This window comes from Paenibacillus sp. JZ16 (genome assembly GCF_015326965.1).
Classification (GTDB): Bacteria; Bacillota; Bacilli; order Paenibacillales; family Paenibacillaceae; genus Paenibacillus_AQ.
In genome coordinates, this window is record NZ_CP017659.1 from 5,004,295 (window position 1) to 5,022,749 (window position 18,455).

An 18,455-nucleotide genomic window follows, 5' to 3' on the forward strand; every position below is an offset into this window, starting at 1 on the left:
CTAATCCTGTACCGTTTCCGGTGCATATTTCTCTGCCAATTCCAGCGGGTTCGGCAGAATGGAGATGGTAGTGGCGGCTTGTATAGGTGCGCTTTTGCCTGGTTGTTTTGGTACATCACTTGTGTCAGCTCCTGATGCATGTACGGGGACGGCTGCCGTTCCGAGCAGGGCGGCGGACAGGGCGAGCTTGCCAAACAGTTTGTGTTTCATCGTTTAACACTCCTTGTGGGGTTGGTTTGTCTTACAGTACCCAGTGTACGAGTCAGCATTGGCAGAACATTGGTGTATTTGTGGAAAAATAATGGCAATCCCCTTCATCTTCCTACAGCTTGGTATACTGAAAGGAGATGAAGCCCGGAGGTCTATATATGAACCAAAATTATCTCATCGCCGTGGTTGACGATGATCAGCATATACGTAATTTGGTGGAAGCTTATTTGCGCAAGGAGGGCTACAAGACGGTTGGCCTTGGCACGGCAGAGGAGGGCTGGGAGATGTGGAGAACGAATCCGCCGGATATGTGGGTGCTGGATATTATGCTGCCCGGCATGGACGGCTTCGAATTGTGCCGACGGATCCGTGCAGAGGCCGAGGTCCCGATCATCATGATCTCTGCCAAGGATAGCGAAGTGGATAAAATACTGGGGCTTGAGCTGGGAAGCGATGACTACATGGTCAAGCCGTTCAGCCCGCGCGAGTTGGTTGCCCGAATCAAACGACAGCTGAACCGATGGTACAAATTCCATCATGAGGAGCGTGTTCCGCGGCTTGCGCCGGCTTCTCCGGAGCTTAGCAACGGACGCCTTCAGTTAATGCTGGAGGAACGGCGTGTATTCTGGGATGGGGAAGAAGTGGATATGACCAACAAAGAATTCGAGATGCTGAAAGTGTTTGCCGAGCATCCGAACCGTGCGTTTACAAGGGATGAGCTGCTAACCTCCGTATGGGGCGACGACTATTTTGGAAGCGACCGTGCGGTCGATCATCTCATTAAACGGCTTCGCAAGAAGGTGGAGCAGCTGCCGATCGAGGCTATCTGGGGGCATGGATACCGAATGAGAGTGGATGGGGAGGAATCATCGATATGAAGCTGGTGCATCAGATCAATCTTGCGTTTGCCTTGTCGCTAATACTCGTGCTCTCCGTGACGGCGGTTGTGATTCATTATGTGCTGATGGACCATTTTATCGGGACGCAGAGAAAGGACATGCAGACCATAGGGGCTGAGCTGACGGCAAAACTCGAAACTGCCGCTGCCAAGAGCATTCCTATTGAGAGTGCTCCTTTGGCGGTTAGCGGCTTGACCTCGGCACAGGTAGCGGAAGTAGGCGTAATCATCCAGGATAACGAAGGGAATGTGGTCAGCTCGATTCCGGTAACTCCCTCCGCTCAATTCATGGTAAGTCAGGCGATTCGTCCGGACTATGTGGCTCCGTACTCATCCGCAGCGGGGAGAGGTCAATTCCTCACCGAGGTGACGGCGGTTCCTCAAGGGACGATGACACTGATCACTCCGATCAGCAAGATTAAGGCCATTGAGCAGGCGCTGATGGGGCGTTTGATGCTCGTATTTGCTGTGGGAGGCGTAATCATGGTTATCTTAAGCTTGTTCATCACCAAGAGATTGATTAAGCCGCTCATGCTGCTGCGGGAGGAATTGAAGAAGGTGAAAGAGCGCCAGTTCTCCGAAGTTCAGCGGGTATCGGCAAGCGGAGAGATCGGCGTAGTTGCAGAGTCCGTGTACGAAATGGCGGGTGAGCTGGAGCGGTACAATCATGTGCAGAAGCAATTCTTCCAGAACGCATCCCACGAGCTGAAGTCGCCGCTCATGTCCATCTCCGGGTATGCGGAGGGAATTCGGGACGGGGTATTCGAAGGGGAGGAGATCCGCAAAGGGCTGGATATCATTATGAGTGAGAGCAGCCGCATGACCAATATCGTGACCGAGATGACGCTGCTCGCGAAGCTGGACAGCGAGGACGACATCTTTAAGGCAACGGCGGTCAATTTGAAGGAGCTCGTGGAGGAAACGATCGAAAGAGTCAATCCGGTCTTGGTGAAAAAAGGACTGTTCGTACATCCTTCCTATGGCGATAACGAATCGTTAATGGTGTATGCTGACCGGGATAAGCTGCTGCAAGCGCTGCTGAATATCGTTTCGAATGGAGCAAGGCACGCGAGCAAGCATATATACATTCAAGCCGGTATCCAAAATAGCCGGGTATTCCTCACCGTTTCTGATGATGGCGAGGGCATATCCGAGGAACTGCTTCCGTATTTGTTCCACCGGTTTGTGAAGGGCAAGAATGGGGAGTCCGGTCTGGGTCTGGCCATTGCTCGCGCCATCGTGGAGCGCTGCGGAGGTCTGATCACGGCAGGGAATCGAACGGAGGGAGGGGCCGTCATATCGGTTGGTTTCCCTCCGCATAGGAAGACCACCGTCTTCTAGTTCAGGTGTGTCCCCATCTAGGTCTACAGACAGAATCATAAAGATAGGGTAAGAGGGGTCTTTTCTGGGTAATTATACTTAGATAAGGCCTCTTTTTTTGCGCGTTCGCACATATCATTCAATATTCTCTAACAAAACGCGTAAGCTATAGAGGATTTCAAGTGGGAAGGCAGAATTCTGTATATATCCGGGCAAGCTGGATGATAACAGGTGACAAGCATGATACAAAATAATCAAAAGGCGATGGTGATGTTGTCCATGGATATGCAGTATCGAATTGAAAAAGATTTTCTGGGGGAAAAACAGCTTCCTGTGGAAGCCTATTACGGAATTAATACGGTTAGGGCGGTAGAGAATTTTCCGATCAGCGGGGTACCCATCCATGCAGAATTGATATCTGCACTGGGCGAAGTTAAGAAAGCCGCTGCCCTGGCGAACATGGAGCTTGGCCTGCTGCCGAAAATGATAGGCAGTGCCATTATAGAGGCGGCAGACGAGATCATCGCGGGTAATCTCCGTTCCGAATTTATTGTCGATTCCATCCAGGGCGGAGCAGGTACTTCGATCAATATGAATATGAATGAGGTATTGGCGAACCGGGCGCTGGAGATTTTGGGGAAACAGAAGGCCGAGTATTTCTACTGCAATCCTAATAATCATGTTAATATGTCGCAGTCCACGAACGATGCCATCCCGACGGCGATCCGCATCGCGTCTTACCGTCTGACGCAGGATCTGCTTGAGGTGTTCCGGACCTTGGTTGCCGGCATTCAGGAGAAGGCCAAGGAATTTGATGATGTCATCAAGATGGGGCGCACGCATCTGCAGGATGCGGTACCGATTCGACTCGGACAAGAGTTCGGGGCTTATGCCAATGTTCTGACACGTGACATCAACCGGATCGAGCGGGCCGCGCAAGGCTTGCTAGTCGTTAATATGGGGGCGACCGCGGTAGGTACGGGGCTTAATGCAACACCGGACTATATGCACAGTGTCGTCCAGCATTTAATTGAGCAGACAGGCTTCTCCTTGAAGCAAGCCGAAGATTTGGTCGATGCCACCCAGAACACCGATGCGTATATGGAATTGTCGGCTGCGCTCAAAGTGTGTGCCGTGAATTTCTCGAAAATGTGCAACGATATCCGCTTGATGGCTTCCGGTCCGAGAGCGGGCTTGAACGAATTGAACGTACCGGCAAGACAACCGGGTTCGTCGATTATGCCGGGCAAGGTCAATCCGGTGATGGCCGAGGTCATGAACCAGGTGTCGTTCCAAGTTATCGGCAATGACCATACGATCAGTTTGGCATGCGAAGCCGGGCAATTCGAACTTAACGTCATGGTTCCTGTCGCAGCGAACAACTTAATGCATTCCCTCAAAATCCTGAAGAACGGCATGGATGTGTTCTACAAGAATCTGATGGTCGATCTTACGGCGAATAAGGAACGCTGCAAGTACTTCGTGGATAACAGCTACGGCATTATTACGGCATTGAACCCGCATCTGGGTTATGACGTAGCCTCCAGACTCGTGAAGGAAGCGCAGAAGACAGGTCAAAGCATCAGGGAGATTATTCTGGAGCAGGGTCTTTTGACAGAGGAACAGATCCAGGTCATTCTGGACCCTTATCATATGACATCTCCAGGTATTGCCGGAGAAGAGTTCCTGCTGAACCAATAAGGTGTACCCTTGTTTTATCGATACGAAGAGCCGACCAAGATGTCATCTTGGTCGGCTCTTTTTTGGTGCTGTCGATTATCTCTGACGGATGTCGTAGATAAAGGCTTATGAAACCGTGTGAGTCTATTTGCAACATATGACCAGCAGAGCAAGGGTGTGATTGGTGTTATGGATTGTTGAGTGCAGCTATAAGAGAGGCGATGACGTTCTTCTCGGGATCATCCAGCTCCTTGTTCGTTTGCCATTGCTCGAGCTCTTCCTCCACCTGTGTAACATTCTGATAACCAAGATGGTAAGCAATATTGGAAATGACGCTTTGCCTCATATCGTTGTCACTCAAATCAGCGAGTGCTCGAACCACGCCCTTCGTGTCTCTGGCAAACAATTCTCCTGCAATGGCGGCGTATTGCTCGGCAGAGGCACCGTCGAGATTGGTGGTTGCCATGAACAGGCTCCTGTAATGTTCGGGTTTGATAAGGGACCGGTGGGTATACAGCAGCTCAAGAGTCTCCAATGTTTTGCCACTGCTCAGGCGGTTGTATTCTGTCCAGTCCATGCCTTCCAATTGAGCAAGCATGTTCGTGACTTTATCCTCGGTACTCATGTCTTCTCCTTCATATAATGAAAATACGTTTTCCGCCGTACTGTTGTAGTCCGCCACTGCAGTTGTCGGAGGTTTGGATGATGGAGCCGGCGCTTCAGCTTGATTGCTCGAACAGGCTGTTACAAGAAATAGGACAGCCATGAGGAACAAGTAAGCCATATTGGGTTTGAACATGGATTCTCATCTCCTTTACATCCTAAACGGATATTTGCTGTAAATAGTTACATAAACAGGAGGAGAACATAAGAATATGTTTCCAAATATCTGCTTATCCCGTATACCTTGATAAATGTTAAGATGAAAGCTGCCATGTTCACATTCGATTAAGTTTTACTGGCAGGCTCCATTTGCCGATAAAAGTGATAGAATAAACGTTAGGTTACGTTAAAGTGGCAGTATGATAAAAAGGGGCATGTGGTTTTGGATAATCGATGTGGTGAAATAACCGATCAGGAGATCATTCGGCAAACGAAGCAGCAGTGTATAGACAAGGGGATGAACCCGGAGCTGATTCCAACACATACGAATCGATTGAATGACGAAGTATTGGCCGCAAGGCGTGCAAAATATAAAGAATACATCGAAGTGATACAGGTTTTCGTGAATAAGTTTCTTTCTTCAGGATCAGGAAACCCTGTCGTGATTACGATTACGGATAACGAGGGATTCATTCTTGATATGGAAGGGGACCCGACCATCATAGAAACAGCCCGGTATTTGGGTATCACCGAGGGCAACGGCTATTCCCAAGAAGATGGTCCAAGCTCTATTGATCTGTGTCTCCGGTACGAACGTCCGTTTACGTTGATAGGAGAGGATCATTTTCATCACATTCTGCACCGTATGGCATGTTATTCGGCTCCCTTTCACAGCGTGGATGGGAAGGAAATCCTAGGAACCATTTCTCTAATGACGAACAGGGAGTTTGTTCACCCACATTTGCATGCTTTGTTGTGCACGATGGCCGATTCCCTGGAACGGGAGATGGTTACCCGCAAACAGAACACGCAGCTGCAAACCTTGAATCAGGTGCTTCTCGGAACGAATCATTATGGCGTGATCATTACCGATGCAAAGGGTCAGATTCTGGAGATGAACGAAACCAGCTTAAGCCTGCTGTACAAAGGCGGCAGTGATCGGAGACGAACCCAATATGTGGGTCGCTCGGTGTTTGGTATTAAGCCGATTGGCGAGTATTATGAGCAGGTGATACACCGGCAGCAAATCTGCATCGGAGAAGAGCTTTCGCTTGAGATATCCGGAAACATGAATCATTATATACTGGATGTTCAGCCTGCTTACGACCGTGGGGGACAGCTCATGCGGGTGGTAGGTTTTCTTCGTGATATTACGGAGTTGAAGCGTACGGAGGAAGTACTGCGGAATACGGAAAAGCTGGTGTTTGCCGGTCAGGTTGCCGTAAGCATCGCCCATGAAGTGCGTAACCCGCTCACCACGGTGAAGGGAATGCTCCAGTTGGCGAATAAGGAGGCCTGTCTTCGGCACTATGATCTGATCATGTCCGAGCTGGAACGGGCCAATCTGATGGTAGGGGAATTTATGATTTTGGGCAAGCCCCAGGCTGCGGTCTTTAAGCTTGAGGACTGCGGTCAAATTCTGGATGAGGTGCTCCACTTGTTTGCGATCCAGGCGGAGCTTAGCGGGATTGAAATGACCCGAAACATCGGGCAGAATGCTACGATTCTATGCGACCGGAACCAGATTAAGCAAGTTTTTCTTAATATTCTGAAGAATGCGATGGAAGCCTTGCCGCATGGCGGGAACATTCACATTCATCTGGATGTGCAGGAAGGATATCAACGCGTGATCTTTACGGATAACGGCTCCGGCATGACGGACGATGTGCTCCAGCGGATTGGGGAGCCATTTCATACGACCAAGCCGGACGGCAATGGCCTTGGCATTATGATCGTCCATCGGATCATGGAGAGCCATAATGGCAGGATTGTCATCCGGAGCGAGGAAGAGCGAGGGACATCGGTCGAAATAAGTCTGCCGATCTCGTAATATGTCGATACTTAGATAGGTGTAACTTGTTGTGATATTATGCTAAATTATTAGAGGGTTTTTATATCCACACTACGAGGTTGACATCTAAAGGAGGATTTTTTTCTTGGATTGGCAGGATATCCTATTTAAGTTTGTAGGCGGCTTGGGCATTTTTCTGTTCGGCATCAAGTACATGTCGGACGGACTGCAGAAGTCAGCAGGAGACAAAATGCGCGGGTTGCTGGAGAAATACACGTCCAACCCGGTGCTGGGCGTGCTGGTCGGTGTCGGTGTCACGATTCTGATTCAATCCTCATCAGGAACGACCGTGATGGCGATCGGACTGGTCAATGCGGGACTGATGACACTTCGACAAGCCATAGGCGTTATTATGGGCGCCAACATTGGCACAACCATGACTGCATTTATCGTGGGGATCAAAATTGAAGAATATGCACTGCCCATTATTGCGGTAGGAGCGTTCTTTTTATTTTTCTTTAACAAGAAAAGATTTCAATATATTGGCCAAGTGATTTTTGGCTTTGGTACCCTGTTCCTAGGGTTGTCGACTATGGGCAGTGGGGTGAAGCCGCTTAGTCAGCTTCCTGCCTTCACGGATTTTATGATCCAGCTAAAGGACCAACCGATCATGGCTCTTATTGTTGGTACTTTGTTCACGGTGATTGTGCAAAGCTCAAGCGCGACTATCGGTATATTGCAGACGATTGCAGACGAAGGCATGATCAGCCTCCAAGGATCGCTACCGATCCTGTTTGGCGATAACATCGGGACCACCATTACGGCAGTGCTTGCTTCGATTGGCGCAACAGTCGCCGCAAAGCGAACAGCCTTGGTGCACGTCATCTTTAACGTCATCGGTGCCATTATCTTTATGATTCTGCTGATTCCCGTGCATTCTCTGGTGGCGTGGCTGGGTGAAGGCGTTAATATTCGGATGCAAATCGCGTACGCTCACGGCATCTTCAATACGACCAATGCCCTGATCTTCCTGCCTCTAATTCCGACTCTGGCCTGGATCGTAACCAAGATCATTCCCGGCAAAATGCAGGAAATTGAATTTAAGGCGATTTATTTGGATGAACGTTTACTGGCCACACCGGCTGTCGCTTTTGGACAAGCCCAGCATGAAATTCTGCGCATGGGGCAATATGCCCGAGAGACGCTCAATGATGCGTCTGCTTTCTTTTTCAGCAGGGAACCCCGGGTGGGGGAACTCGCCCTGCAGAAGGAAGAGCTTATCAACGAATTGAATCGGAAAATTACGGATTATATGGTGAAAATCCAGCAGCAGAACGGATTGCCGGAAGGGGAGTCCGAAAAAGCCTCCGGTTGGTTCCAACTGGTGAACGATATTGAGCGGATCGGCGATCATGCGGAAAATATCGTGGAGCTCTCCGAATTCAGCATTAATAAAAAGGTTGAGTTCTCAGAGGAAGCCGGGCGCGAGCTGAAGGAAATGCTGTCCTTAGCCGACAAGGCGGTGGAACGGGCGCTGACTGCGTTAGAGCATAATGACGTGGCCGCGGCTCAAGAGGTGCTGGACTATGAGCGGCAATTAGACGAGATGGAAGTTAGGTTCCGCAAGAGTCATATCCAGCGGTTGAACCAGAATCTGTGCACAGGGAACTCTGGAGCGGTCTATCTGGATATTCTGAGCAACTTGGAACGTGTCGGAGACCACAGTAAGAACATCGCTCAATTCGTCATGCACGAGGAGTAGGCTTAATCGATATGGATTCCATAGAAACAGCGCTGGCCAAGCCAGTCCTTAGAACTCAAGGACAGGGCATGCCAGCGCTGTTTGTTATAGGATGAAGTACTTCATCCTTATTCCCAGTAACGGGACATAATGTCCGTAGCCCATTCGGGCTGCTTGGTCTGCGTCTTCGGCAAAAACTCCTCCATGACAGGTTTGATATCAACGACGGGAGTCCCGTCTATGGCATCCAGCCCTTTTACGAAAACGGACCTGCCCTCTCTGCTTACCAACTCCACCATGGTGGCTCCTAGTCTGTTGGGTCGGTTCTTGCCCCGCTGGGCGAAGATACCGACCTTGGGAAAGCTCGGATTATTTCGCGGATGTCTCGCCGCGTACTGGATGCTGTCGTCCTGGACGAGATGGAATACATAGATGATTTCGAGGTGGCTGAACGTTTCAATCCCATCCAGGGAGCTTTCATCCCACGCTTCGCCCAGCTTGATCTCCGAGATGACATCCCCCCAGTAATCATCCTGAATCGCCTTTCTTTCGTTATGGACCATTCCGATTGCCTGTATCGTATACATGCGTTAACCTCCTTTTAGGTTATCGTTCCTTCATATAAACTTCCGGCGTTTTACCGATCACCGCTTTAAAATCCCGGATAAAATGCGACTGGTCGTAATAGCCCATGTCCATGGCCAATTGCAGTGCATCCTGTTGATCAAGGCCTTCAAGCATCTCGGCGGCATTTTGCAGCCGGTATAGGCGGATCACCCATTTAGGGCTTACCCCGACGTACTGCTTGAACAGGCGCTGAAGTGATCTCGGGCTCATCTGGAACCATTCGCTAACCTGCTCGACTCGGATGATGTCCCGGTTGTGATGAATGTGATCGATGATGGTATGAATCCGTTCGATATGTTCGTCTTCTTCGGGGAGAACACGGCGGATAAGCTCCTCCATGTACCTGACTTTTTGCTCCGGTTCTTCTGCGGTCAATAGCTGCTGTTCCAGCGTATGGGAGTCGACTCGGAGAATCTCCATGGTCCCTATGGAGGAATCCGTCAGACGGTCCATGGATGTGTTCACGAACGGATAGAATCCGCCGGGTCTGAACTTGATTCCGAATACTTGGCCCCTCCCCTCCAGATGGTGGGAATGCCTGGTGCTGGATACGCCGTAAAAAGCGGTTCGATGAAGCTGGACGACCAAGTTTGCGCAAGGATTAGGAACAACATCCTGCAGATGAGGCTCCTGACCGGTTAAATCCCAATGAATGATCCAGTAATGCTTGATGAAATAGGAAAGGTCGCTGGATGGGGGAATTCGCAGGAGCTGGAACTTCTCTCCGGCTCTTTTCATGTTCAAAATGCCAAGGCTGGACTGATGAGGATGCTGAATCATGGACATAAACACCTCCAATTAATCCGTAGCAGGCCTGGATCGATAGACCATAGATCACTGGCCCCATACGGGACTTGTGCTTGTGATTTGAAGTGATTTGAAGTGATTCCATAGGTTGCAGCCTGTCGCATTTTTACAATACTTGGATCGCAACTGCTTGATAACATCATCATATCACAGGAGGACAAGTCGGTCTTCCTGCGCATTTTATAGAGGGTAGGAGGAAGCTGCATGGAGCCGTTGCAATATGAGTTTTATATCGGTGCTTCGCCGGAGAAGGTATGGGATGTCTTAATTTCGCCGGAGGGTACGCGGGCCACCTTTTTCGGGAGCGAACTGAGATCTTCATTTGAAGTCGGGGAGCCTTATGCTTATGTGGGTCCGGGGAATGACGGGGAGGAGACGGTTCATGTCTATGGGAAGGTTCTGGCTTATGAGCCGCAGAAGACACTGAGTCTGTCCGAGCATCCGGGGCCGTCGTATTATGCCAATCATGAGGAGCTGGAGTCTCGGATTACATTCACTCTCGAGCCGGTAGGGAATTGTACCAAGCTGACGCTCGTCAATGATCAATATACGCCAAATCACCCGTCCCGTGCCAAGGCAGCGGAAGGCTGGTGGATGACCATGAGCATTCTGAAGACCTATGCGGAGACGGGGAAGACGCTGGAATTAGGCTGGTAGCCAGAGGGTGAATAATCGGCATATGGCCGACAGCATCCAAGCATCCGGCTGGACTGTACCGTTACGCATGATGCATGGAATCGTTATATGCCCAGGAAAGAAAGTCGATTAAAGAGCCGTAATGGCTCTTTTTTGCGGGGGTTTATAGAGGCAGGCAGCAGGCGTATAAGCCGTTTAGTTTCTTCACCGTGTGTATTTTATAGGAGGTTTGGAGTCTGATCAGTCAGAAGCCTATTTACGGTGTGTAGCAGATGGATAGATTGTACCAATAAGGAAACTCTATACCTAAAAAGGAAGGGAGGTCCAAGGGTGAGCTGGATCATGATTTTGAAGGCGGTGGGAATTATTGTTGCCGGAACCATCCTATTTCGGATCGGCGGCAGAAAATCCATCTCACAGATGACCATTACGCAGGTTGTCATTATGATCGGGATTGGTTCATTGCTCGTACAGCCTCTAAGCGGTCAGGGCTATTGGGTTACGATCGGGGTTGCTGCCGTCCTCATTCTCTCTATGGTTATTATGGAGTACATCGAGTATAAGGCTGACGGGCTGGAGACGTTAATCTCCGGCAAATCGGTGGTGGTCATTGAACACGGCAAACTTCATGAGGCCAGTCTCGACAAGCTGAGACTCACGGTGGATAAGCTGGAGATGAGGCTAAGACAGGCGGGAATCGCCAATATATCGGACGTGGAGTGGGCTACGCTGGAGGTCAGCGGAAATCTGGGATACACCTTGAAGAGCCATAAGCAACCGGCTACAAAAGAGGATATTAACCAGCTTATGGCGCTCATTAGCCAGATTGTCCCTGTCCCTGCCACACCTCAATCGGAGACCAGCTCCGCTGCTAGTCTCTTCTCTGAAATCAAGAACGGCCATCAGTCGAAAGTGCCGGAGAAATGGCAGTAATTAGAACTGGAGTGGAATGACGAATCGGTTGAGAACCAAAAGTGGGAGTTGCTTCGCTTTTGGTTCTTTCACTTGCCAAATTTCCGATAGCGGGTATGATTTAGGTATCCATCCCGGCTTGCCGATAAGCGGCTTCCCGGCAATGGGAAAGATGGGAGTGAATGAAACATGACGGAGCGGAGGCAACTCCCTGTCCAGCAAATTCGTATCGGTATTATCGGAAGCCAGACGATCGTTGATAAAATTATGAAGGTCATTGAAACCTTTCCTTCCTTTGACCCCGTACCGCTTGTTTTTCAGGATGATGGCGAAGCGCCGGCCCTGGCTGAGCGGATCGGAGGCGAGGTTGAGGTGTTGTTCCTCTCGGATCCGCTGACCCAGCGCAAGGTGAAGGAGCTCGGACAGGTCTCGATCCCTGTGCATTATGTCCCCGTCACGGACGCGGGTTTATATAAAGCGTTGTTCCATGCCGGGCAGCGGGGAAGACTGGCTGGCGGCATATCGGTGGATACTTTAACCGAGACGATGGTGGTCCGGACGATAAGGGATCTGGGTATCCCGGCCGTACAGGCCGCCATTTACGATGGACCGGCTTATGCCCCGAAGGAGAACCTGGTTGCTTTTCACCGTTTACAATATGAATCCGGCGCGTGCTCCGTTGCGTTCACGGGCGTGGAAGCGGTGGCCCATGAGCTGACGAGGCTCGGGGTCCCTAATGAGTGGCTGCTGCCTTCCGATCAGGATATCGTGGTATCGCTGGAGCGGGCTTTGCTGTCTACGGCATCCCGTCGTAGCAGGGAAGGCCAAATCGTTGTTGGGATGATTAATATAGATGATTTTGGAACCCAGGCGTTAAGACGGAATAATGAGCATGAGGTGCAGAAGCTGAAGCTGGACATTCACCGGATGGTGCTCGATTATGTGGAATCGCTGGACGGATATCTGACCCATCTGGGCGGGGACGAGTATTTGTTCTTCACGACACGCGGCATCTTTGAACGGGAAACCGGCGGCTATAAAACGATCCCCTTGGCTAAAGACGTGAACAAAACCTATGGCATTTCGCTCAGCATCGGCATGGGTTTTGGCCAGTCGGCCAGCATGGCGGGAACCAATGCGCGAATCGCGATGCGGAAATCCAAGGAGGTGGGCGGTAACGCCTGCTTTATCGTGCGTGAGGACGGCACGCTGATCGGACCGCTGGAGATGTCCGACCCTGTGCAGGAGGTGCTGTCCTTTACGGATGCAGGGCTGATCAAGCGGGCAGAGGACGCAGGGATGACGAGCGCCTACTTGAGCAAGCTGCTGAACCAGCGTGCCCGTTCGGGTAAATATGAATACAAGGTCCATGAGCTCGCTCACCTGCTGGACATTACCGTCCGCAGTGCACATCGGCTGCTCCAACTGTGGACCGACAACGACTTGGTTGAGATAGCCGGAATCGAGAAGGTGCCAAGGGGAAGGCCAAGGCAGATATTCAGATTCACGTTTTTGGAGTAGCGTTGTGAAATAACTTTGGGAACACTGGCGCCTCTTCCGTTATGCGACGGAGGAGGCGCTTTTCCGGAATGGTCCCGCTAGGAGAGTTTTTTTAGCGCGCCTGCAACCTTCCAGATGATGGAACCGTTAGTAGATAAAATGGGAAATATTTATCTACAGGGGGCTGAAGTATGGGAAAGCGGGGTTCATGGATTGCTGCTTTGATGCTTATCGTATTGCTGGTCAGCGGCTGCTCTTCGGGTTCTCAAGACAAAAGCGCCGGAAGTGCCGCGCCCGTCGAAAAGCAAGTAACATCGACGGATCATGCCTCAAACAAAACAGACGGAGGTGCGGCGGAAGCCGAAAGCGCAACGGCGGATAAGAGCAAGAACAGCGCCGAGGAGCCGGCATCGGCGGATGCTGAGCTTCCGAATATGCCATCGCCTGCCCAGACTTCCGGCGCAGGGTTTAACTCGCAGGATTTGTCACGCGGCCTCAACCAAAAGCTGATGTACAAAGCGAATATCGTGATGGAGATTCAGGACTATGGAAAAGCGCAGTCGGAAGTCCGGAACACAGTGACGCTTTCCGGCGGTTATATTGTTAATTTCAGCGAAACCCAGTCCAGCAGCGAAAAAGGCGGCACGTTTATTGTGAAAGTTCCTGCGAACGGTTTCTCCTCCTTTATAGACCGTTTGGAGAACATTGCGCATGAAAGCCTGCAGCGAAGCATCGAAGGGCAGGACGTGACCGAGGAATACATCGATTTGGAATCCAGGCTTAAGGCCAAGCAAATCATGGAGGAGCAGTACGTCGCCTTCATGAAAAAAGCAACAAAAACGACCGACCTTGTCGCTTTTGCCAACGAGCTGGAGCGCATTCAATCCGAAATCGAGCAGATGAAAGGCCGGATGCGTTACATTGATCAAAACGTGTCTTACTCCACGGTAGAAATCAGGCTTTACGAGTCGCCCGAAAAAAAGGATGATCCCAAAACGTCCGCCATTCAAGCGCCGCTCGGACAGCGGGTTTCCCAAGCTTTTCAGGGCAGCATCGATGTGATCACCATCATCATCCAATGGATTATCGTCATCCTTTCCGGCTCACTTCCCTTATTGGTCATCGCGGCCTTCGTTCTGCTCATCCTATGGCTGGCACGAAGATCGGGGCAGCGGAAACGGGAAGAGGCAGCCCGAATACGAAAGCTGCTCAATAACGGCGTGACATCGGAGCAAGGATATCCGGAAGGCCACAAGGACGAGGATAAACGATTGAAAGACGAATAACGGCAGGAGCAGACCAAATACATCAAAAAACAATCATAAAATCCCGAGGAAGGCAAAGGCAAATCTTCAGATTCACCATTCTGGAATAGGATATCAGATATGTATTATAATGGAGGGCGAGGTGATCGTGATGAATAAAACGAAGGTCAAATTTACTCGCGTTGAGAAAATCGTCATCTTCACGATGCTGGGGCTGGCAGCCTCCTTTATCATTGCCTTCCTCGTGCTTCGACACATCGTGCTGAACGTTTCGTTTGCTCCCTGAAACCAGGGAGCTTTTTTTAGGAGATGAGAAAATATAAACATCCGAGGCTTAGCATCTTTATTTCGCAGGTAAAACTTCCTCTAAACACGATCTATCTACCTATTTAAAGACGATTTAAAGATTTGTCTTTATATCAATTGGGGCCGTATGATGAAGAAGAATCATCAATCGGAGGAGGAGATTGTTCATGTTAACCGTTGCGGAATTAGAAGCGAAGCTGGCGGAGCCTTCAGCACAGCTTGTTGCCGATCTGGCATCTTTGGAGGGGGATATTCTTGTGTTGGGCGTCGGCGGGAAAATGGGTCCCAGCCTTGCAAGGCTGGCGGCCAACGCCGTTCGGGAAGGCGGTGGAGGCAAACGGATCATCGGCGTATCGCGGTTCTCGAACCAGGAGGCTAGACGTGAGCTGGAGGAGGCGGGCGTTCAGACGATGTCGTGCGACCTGCTGAACGATGGGGAACTGCAGCAGCTGCCCGAGGCTCCGAACGTGATCTACATGGCGGGCAATAAATTCGGCACGACCGGGCGTGAATATTTTACTTGGGCGATGAACTCGTACTTGCCGGGCCGGGTGGCCGAGAAATTCAAGCAATCCAGAATGGTCGTATTTTCATCAGGAAATGTGTACCCGTTCTCACCGGTGGGCAGTGGCGGAGTCAACGAATCCGTTGCGCCGGAGCCGGTTGGAGAGTATGCGCAGTCTTGTCTCGGCAGAGAGCGCGTCTTTGAATATTTTTCCCACCAGAATGGTACGCCGATGGCGATTTACCGCCTGAATTATGCCATCGACATGCGGTACGGCGTTCTGCATGAGCTGGCCAGATCGATTCACGAGGACCGGCCGATTCACCTGGCGATGGGGCATGCGAATATCATATGGCAAGGAGATGCCAATGAGATGGCGCTCCGTTCGCTCCTGCACTGCAGCTCTCCTCCGGAGATCATCAACATTACCGGACCGGAGACGATGTCGATCCGCTGGGCGGCACAGGAAATGGCGGCACGGATGGGCAAGGAAGTGACCTTTACGGGTACGGAATCCGAGACCGCACTCCTGAACAATGCTGCGAAGTCCCACCAGCTGTTCGGTTATCCGAAGGTGTCTCTGCTGCAGATGCTGGACTGGACCGCAGCATGGGTGCAATCGGGCGGCGAGAGCTGGAATAAGCCGACTCACTTCCAAGAGAGAAAGGGGAAATTCTAATGAGCGGACAGGTTCCTGCAACTCAACGTTTAGCCCCCGAGAAGCTTAAAGCTCTGCATGAAGGGCTTGTCATACCGGCTCACCCGCTTGCTTTGGATGAGAACCGAAAGCTGGACGAACGACGCCAGCGGGCATTAACGCGCTATTATGCGGCATCCGGTGCGGGCGGTGTTGCCGTCGGCGTTCATTCGACCCAATTCGAGATCCGTGACAAGGGCATCGACTTGTATGAACCCGTGCTGCGACTTGCGGCAGAAGAGGTTCGAAAAGCGGGGCTCGATCGGCCGTTCATTATGGTGGCCGGCGTCTGCGGCCCCACGGAGCAGGCTGTAGAGGAAACGGAGATCGCCCGCAAGCTCGGCTATGACGCCGTCCTCCTCAGCATGGGCGGTTTAAGCGGCTGGAGTGAAGAAGACATTCTAAGGCGCACGGAGAAGATTGCGCAGAGGATGCCGGTGATCGGGTTCTACCTTCAGCCGTCGGTTGGCGGCAACATCTTCTCCTTCGACTTTTGGCGCGCCTTCGCCGAAATTCCGAATATCGTGGCAATCAAGATGGCTCCCTTCAACCGCTATCAGACGATTGACGTCGTCCGTGCCGTCTGTTATTCGAGCCGCAGAGATGACATTGCGCTCTATACGGGGAATGATGATAACATCGTCAACGATTTGCTGACGACGTATCAATTCCAAGTGGACGGGACGCTGGTCACCAAGCCTATCGTCGGCGGTCTGCTCGGTCATTGGGCGGTCTGGACCAAGAAAGCGGTAGAGCTGCTGGAAGAAATCAAGGAGGCACGCACAGAGAAGCAATTCGCGAAGGAGTGGCTCATACGCAATGTGGAGATTACCGACTCCAATGCGGCCTTTTTTGATCCCGCACATCAGTTTGCAGGCTGTATTCCGGGCATCCATGAGGTGCTCCGCAGGCAGGGGCTGCTGCAAGGCACATGGTGCCTGAATCCGCATGAAACGCTGTCTCCCGGACAATCCGAAGAGATTGACAGAGTCTACCGGGATTATCCGCATTTGAACGATGACGATTTTATACAAGAGCACTTGGAAAGTTGGCTGGCGGACTGATACAATGAGGGCAGAATAGTTGAAAGTGGGGAATCGCGCATGCGGTTTAAAGATGTGTTTTCTATTATTGGGCCCAGTATGGTGGGGCCGTCGAGCTCTCATACCGCTGGGGCCGTGCGGATCGGAAGGGCTGCGCGGCGCATATTTGGAGCATTCCCCGATCAAGCGGAAATTGTGTTCTACGGTTCTTTTGCCGAAACCTACCGCGGCCACGGCACCGATCTGGCTGTCGTGGGCGGATTGCTCGATTTTGCCACGGATGATATGCGTATCCGGAATTCGATCGAGCTTGCGGAGGCGGCAGGCATTGAACTTAATTTCAAAACGGCACAGAATGTGGCCTTTCACCCGAACACCGTTGAGCTGAGGCTGACGGACGGCGATCATACCGACGTCATTGCAGGCGCTTCCATTGGCGGAGGCAGTGTGGAAATGCTGCGCGTGAACGGTTTCGACGTTAAGTTTACGATGAATTATCCGGTGCTGCTGGTCTTTCATGATGATACGCCGGGCATGGTCGCGCATATCACCCGGCTCCTGGAGGCAGGCGGCGTCAACATTGCCTATATGGACGTGGACCGCAAGGGAAGAGGCGGCGATGCCATGACGGTGGTGGAGTCGGATGAAGCGGTCCCGGCTGAGTTGATGAAGCATATCGAAGGGCTGCCGAGCGTGCACCGCGTCGTCGTTGCGGATTTGACAGTAGAGGAGGCGCAGTCATGAAGTTTTCTACGCTGGAGCAAATCATTGCGTGCTGCCGGGAGGACCAGGTTACAATCGGCCAGTTGATGCTGAATGAGCAGATCAAGGAAACCGGCAAGAGCAAGGAAGAGACGTTTAAACAAATGGCCGATTATTACGGCATTATGAAGGAAGCGGTGCACCGGGGGATCCATGAACCTGTTCCTTCCAAAAGCGGACTGACCGGCGGGGATGCCGTGCGCGTCCATCAATATATGAGCAACGGGGTGCCTGCGCTCGGTACCGACGCTTGCACGGCACTGGCCTACGCGCTGTCCGTGTCCGAAGTGAATGCCTCCATGGGGCGCATCGTGGCCACGCCGACAGCAGGCTCCTGCGGCATTATCCCCGGCGTATTCGTCAGCACGCAGGAGCGCTTCGGCTGGGAAGACGAGCGTCTGGTGATGGGGCTGTTTAGCGCAGGCGCGATCGGCTACGTGATCGCCAATAATTCGTTTATTTCCGGTGCGGAGGGCGGCTGTCAAGCCGAAGTGGGCTCAGCCATCGGCATGGCGGCAGGCGCTCTGACAGAGCTGAGGGGCGGCACGCCGGAGCAAGCGGTTCATGCCGTTGGACTTGCACTGAAAAATTCCTTAGGGCTCATCTGCGACCCGGTTGGCGGACTGGTCGAGATTCCTTGCATCGTGCGCAACGGCTTCGGCGCCGTGACCGCGCTGGCGGCATCGGATATGGCGCTGGCCGGCGTTCGAAGCGTCATCCCGTCGGATGAAGTGATTGACGTGATGCTGGAAGTCGGCACGGCTATGCCGGCCAAGCACCGGGAAACGGCGAAGGGCGGACTTGCGCAGACGCCGACAGGAAAAAAAATCTTGAAGGATTTGTACGGCAAGGAAGGCAAGAAATTACGGGAAAAGGGTGCCAAAGCCAAGAAAGACGAAATGGGTGAATGAATTCACTCCCATTTTCATATA

At 51.7% G+C, this 18,455-nt stretch carries 18 protein-coding genes; 14 read left to right on the top strand and 4 right to left on the bottom strand.

What is annotated here, in order from left to right:
• Entirely contained in the window at positions 1-210 is a 210-nt protein-coding gene (locus BJP58_RS33730) for a hypothetical protein (RefSeq protein WP_233354731.1), read from the bottom strand.
• A gap of 158 nt (positions 211-368) precedes the next feature.
• On the opposite strand from BJP58_RS33730, the gene BJP58_RS22535 reads away from it, so the two are divergent.
• The 3 genes from BJP58_RS22535 to BJP58_RS22545 all read left to right on the top strand — a co-directional run bounded on the left by BJP58_RS22535 (position 369) and on the right by BJP58_RS22545 (position 4,129).
• A complete protein-coding gene (locus BJP58_RS22535) occupies positions 369-1,088 on the top strand; it encodes a response regulator transcription factor (protein ID WP_194540648.1) in 720 nt (239 codons plus the stop codon).
• Positions 1,085-2,449 carry a sensor histidine kinase gene (locus BJP58_RS22540; RefSeq protein ID WP_194540649.1) on the top strand — a complete coding sequence of 455 codons (1,365 nt, stop codon included), beginning with the start codon at positions 1,085-1,087 and terminating at the stop codon, positions 2,447-2,449. Before BJP58_RS22535 ends, BJP58_RS22540 begins: the two co-directional genes overlap by 4 nt.
• 219 nt (positions 2,450-2,668) lie before the next feature.
• Positions 2,669-4,129 (top strand): aspartate ammonia-lyase, encoded by a 1,461-nt coding sequence (locus BJP58_RS22545; RefSeq protein WP_233354732.1) that lies wholly within the window; start codon positions 2,669-2,671, stop codon positions 4,127-4,129.
• Positions 4,130-4,295: 166 nt separating this feature from the next.
• Here BJP58_RS22545 and BJP58_RS22550 read toward each other — a convergent pair whose 3' ends face one another.
• Entirely contained in the window at positions 4,296-4,907 is a 612-nt protein-coding gene (locus BJP58_RS22550) for a hypothetical protein (RefSeq protein ID WP_194540650.1), read from the bottom strand.
• A gap of 240 nt (positions 4,908-5,147) precedes the next feature.
• Here BJP58_RS22550 and BJP58_RS22555 point away from each other — a divergent pair, with 240 nt between their 5' ends.
• A complete protein-coding gene (locus BJP58_RS22555; protein ID WP_194540651.1) occupies positions 5,148-6,761 on the top strand; it encodes an ATP-binding protein in 1,614 nt (537 codons plus the stop codon).
• Positions 6,762-6,867: 106 nt separating this feature from the next.
• A complete protein-coding gene (locus tag BJP58_RS22560) occupies positions 6,868-8,484 on the top strand; it encodes a Na/Pi cotransporter family protein (protein ID WP_194540652.1) in 1,617 nt (538 codons plus the stop codon).
• 107 nt (positions 8,485-8,591) lie between these two features.
• Here the strand turns inward: BJP58_RS22560 and BJP58_RS22565 are convergent, their stop codons facing one another.
• Together BJP58_RS22565 and BJP58_RS22570 are read right to left on the bottom strand one after the other, a co-directional pair.
• Positions 8,592-9,050: an SAM-dependent methyltransferase gene (locus tag BJP58_RS22565; protein ID WP_194540653.1), complete on the bottom strand. Its 459-nt coding sequence runs from the start codon at positions 9,048-9,050 to the stop codon at positions 8,592-8,594.
• 19 nt (positions 9,051-9,069) lie between these two features.
• Positions 9,070-9,876: a helix-turn-helix domain-containing protein gene (locus BJP58_RS22570; protein ID WP_233354733.1), complete on the bottom strand. Its 807-nt coding sequence runs from the start codon at positions 9,874-9,876 to the stop codon at positions 9,070-9,072.
• Positions 9,877-10,101: 225 nt separating this feature from the next.
• On the opposite strand from BJP58_RS22570, the gene BJP58_RS22575 reads away from it, so the two are divergent.
• From BJP58_RS22575 to sdaAA, 9 genes are all read left to right on the top strand, one after another.
• Complete coding sequence (locus BJP58_RS22575; protein WP_194540654.1) at positions 10,102-10,554, top strand: SRPBCC family protein; 453 nt, start codon at positions 10,102-10,104, stop codon at positions 10,552-10,554.
• Positions 10,555-10,863: 309 nt separating this feature from the next.
• Positions 10,864-11,466, top strand: coding sequence for a DUF421 domain-containing protein (locus BJP58_RS22580; RefSeq protein WP_194540655.1), 603 nt, complete (start codon positions 10,864-10,866; stop codon positions 11,464-11,466).
• A gap of 168 nt (positions 11,467-11,634) precedes the next feature.
• Positions 11,635-12,966, top strand: a complete 1,332-nt coding sequence (locus tag BJP58_RS22585; RefSeq protein ID WP_194540656.1) for a hypothetical protein — start codon at positions 11,635-11,637, stop codon at positions 12,964-12,966.
• A 170-nt stretch (positions 12,967-13,136) separates the two neighbouring features.
• On the top strand, positions 13,137-14,231 hold the full coding sequence (locus BJP58_RS22590) for a DUF4349 domain-containing protein (protein ID WP_194540657.1): 1,095 nt from the start codon (positions 13,137-13,139) through the stop codon (positions 14,229-14,231).
• A gap of 127 nt (positions 14,232-14,358) precedes the next feature.
• Entirely contained in the window at positions 14,359-14,496 is a 138-nt protein-coding gene (locus BJP58_RS22595) for a hypothetical protein (protein WP_194545157.1), read from the top strand.
• Between the two features lie 187 nt (positions 14,497-14,683).
• On the top strand, positions 14,684-15,700 hold the full coding sequence (locus tag BJP58_RS22600; protein ID WP_194540658.1) for an NAD-dependent epimerase/dehydratase family protein: 1,017 nt from the start codon (positions 14,684-14,686) through the stop codon (positions 15,698-15,700).
• Positions 15,700-16,782 (top strand): dihydrodipicolinate synthase family protein, encoded by a 1,083-nt coding sequence (locus BJP58_RS22605; RefSeq protein WP_194540659.1) that lies wholly within the window; start codon positions 15,700-15,702, stop codon positions 16,780-16,782. The genes BJP58_RS22600 and BJP58_RS22605 overlap by 1 nt, the downstream gene beginning before the upstream one ends.
• A gap of 39 nt (positions 16,783-16,821) precedes the next feature.
• Positions 16,822-17,505, top strand: a complete 684-nt coding sequence (gene sdaAB, locus BJP58_RS22610; protein WP_071222255.1) for an L-serine ammonia-lyase, iron-sulfur-dependent subunit beta — start codon at positions 16,822-16,824, stop codon at positions 17,503-17,505.
• On the top strand, positions 17,502-18,434 hold the full coding sequence (gene sdaAA / locus BJP58_RS22615) for an L-serine ammonia-lyase, iron-sulfur-dependent, subunit alpha (RefSeq protein ID WP_194540660.1): 933 nt from the start codon (positions 17,502-17,504) through the stop codon (positions 18,432-18,434). The genes sdaAB and sdaAA overlap by 4 nt, the downstream gene beginning before the upstream one ends.
• Positions 18,435-18,455 lie beyond the last annotated feature (21 nt).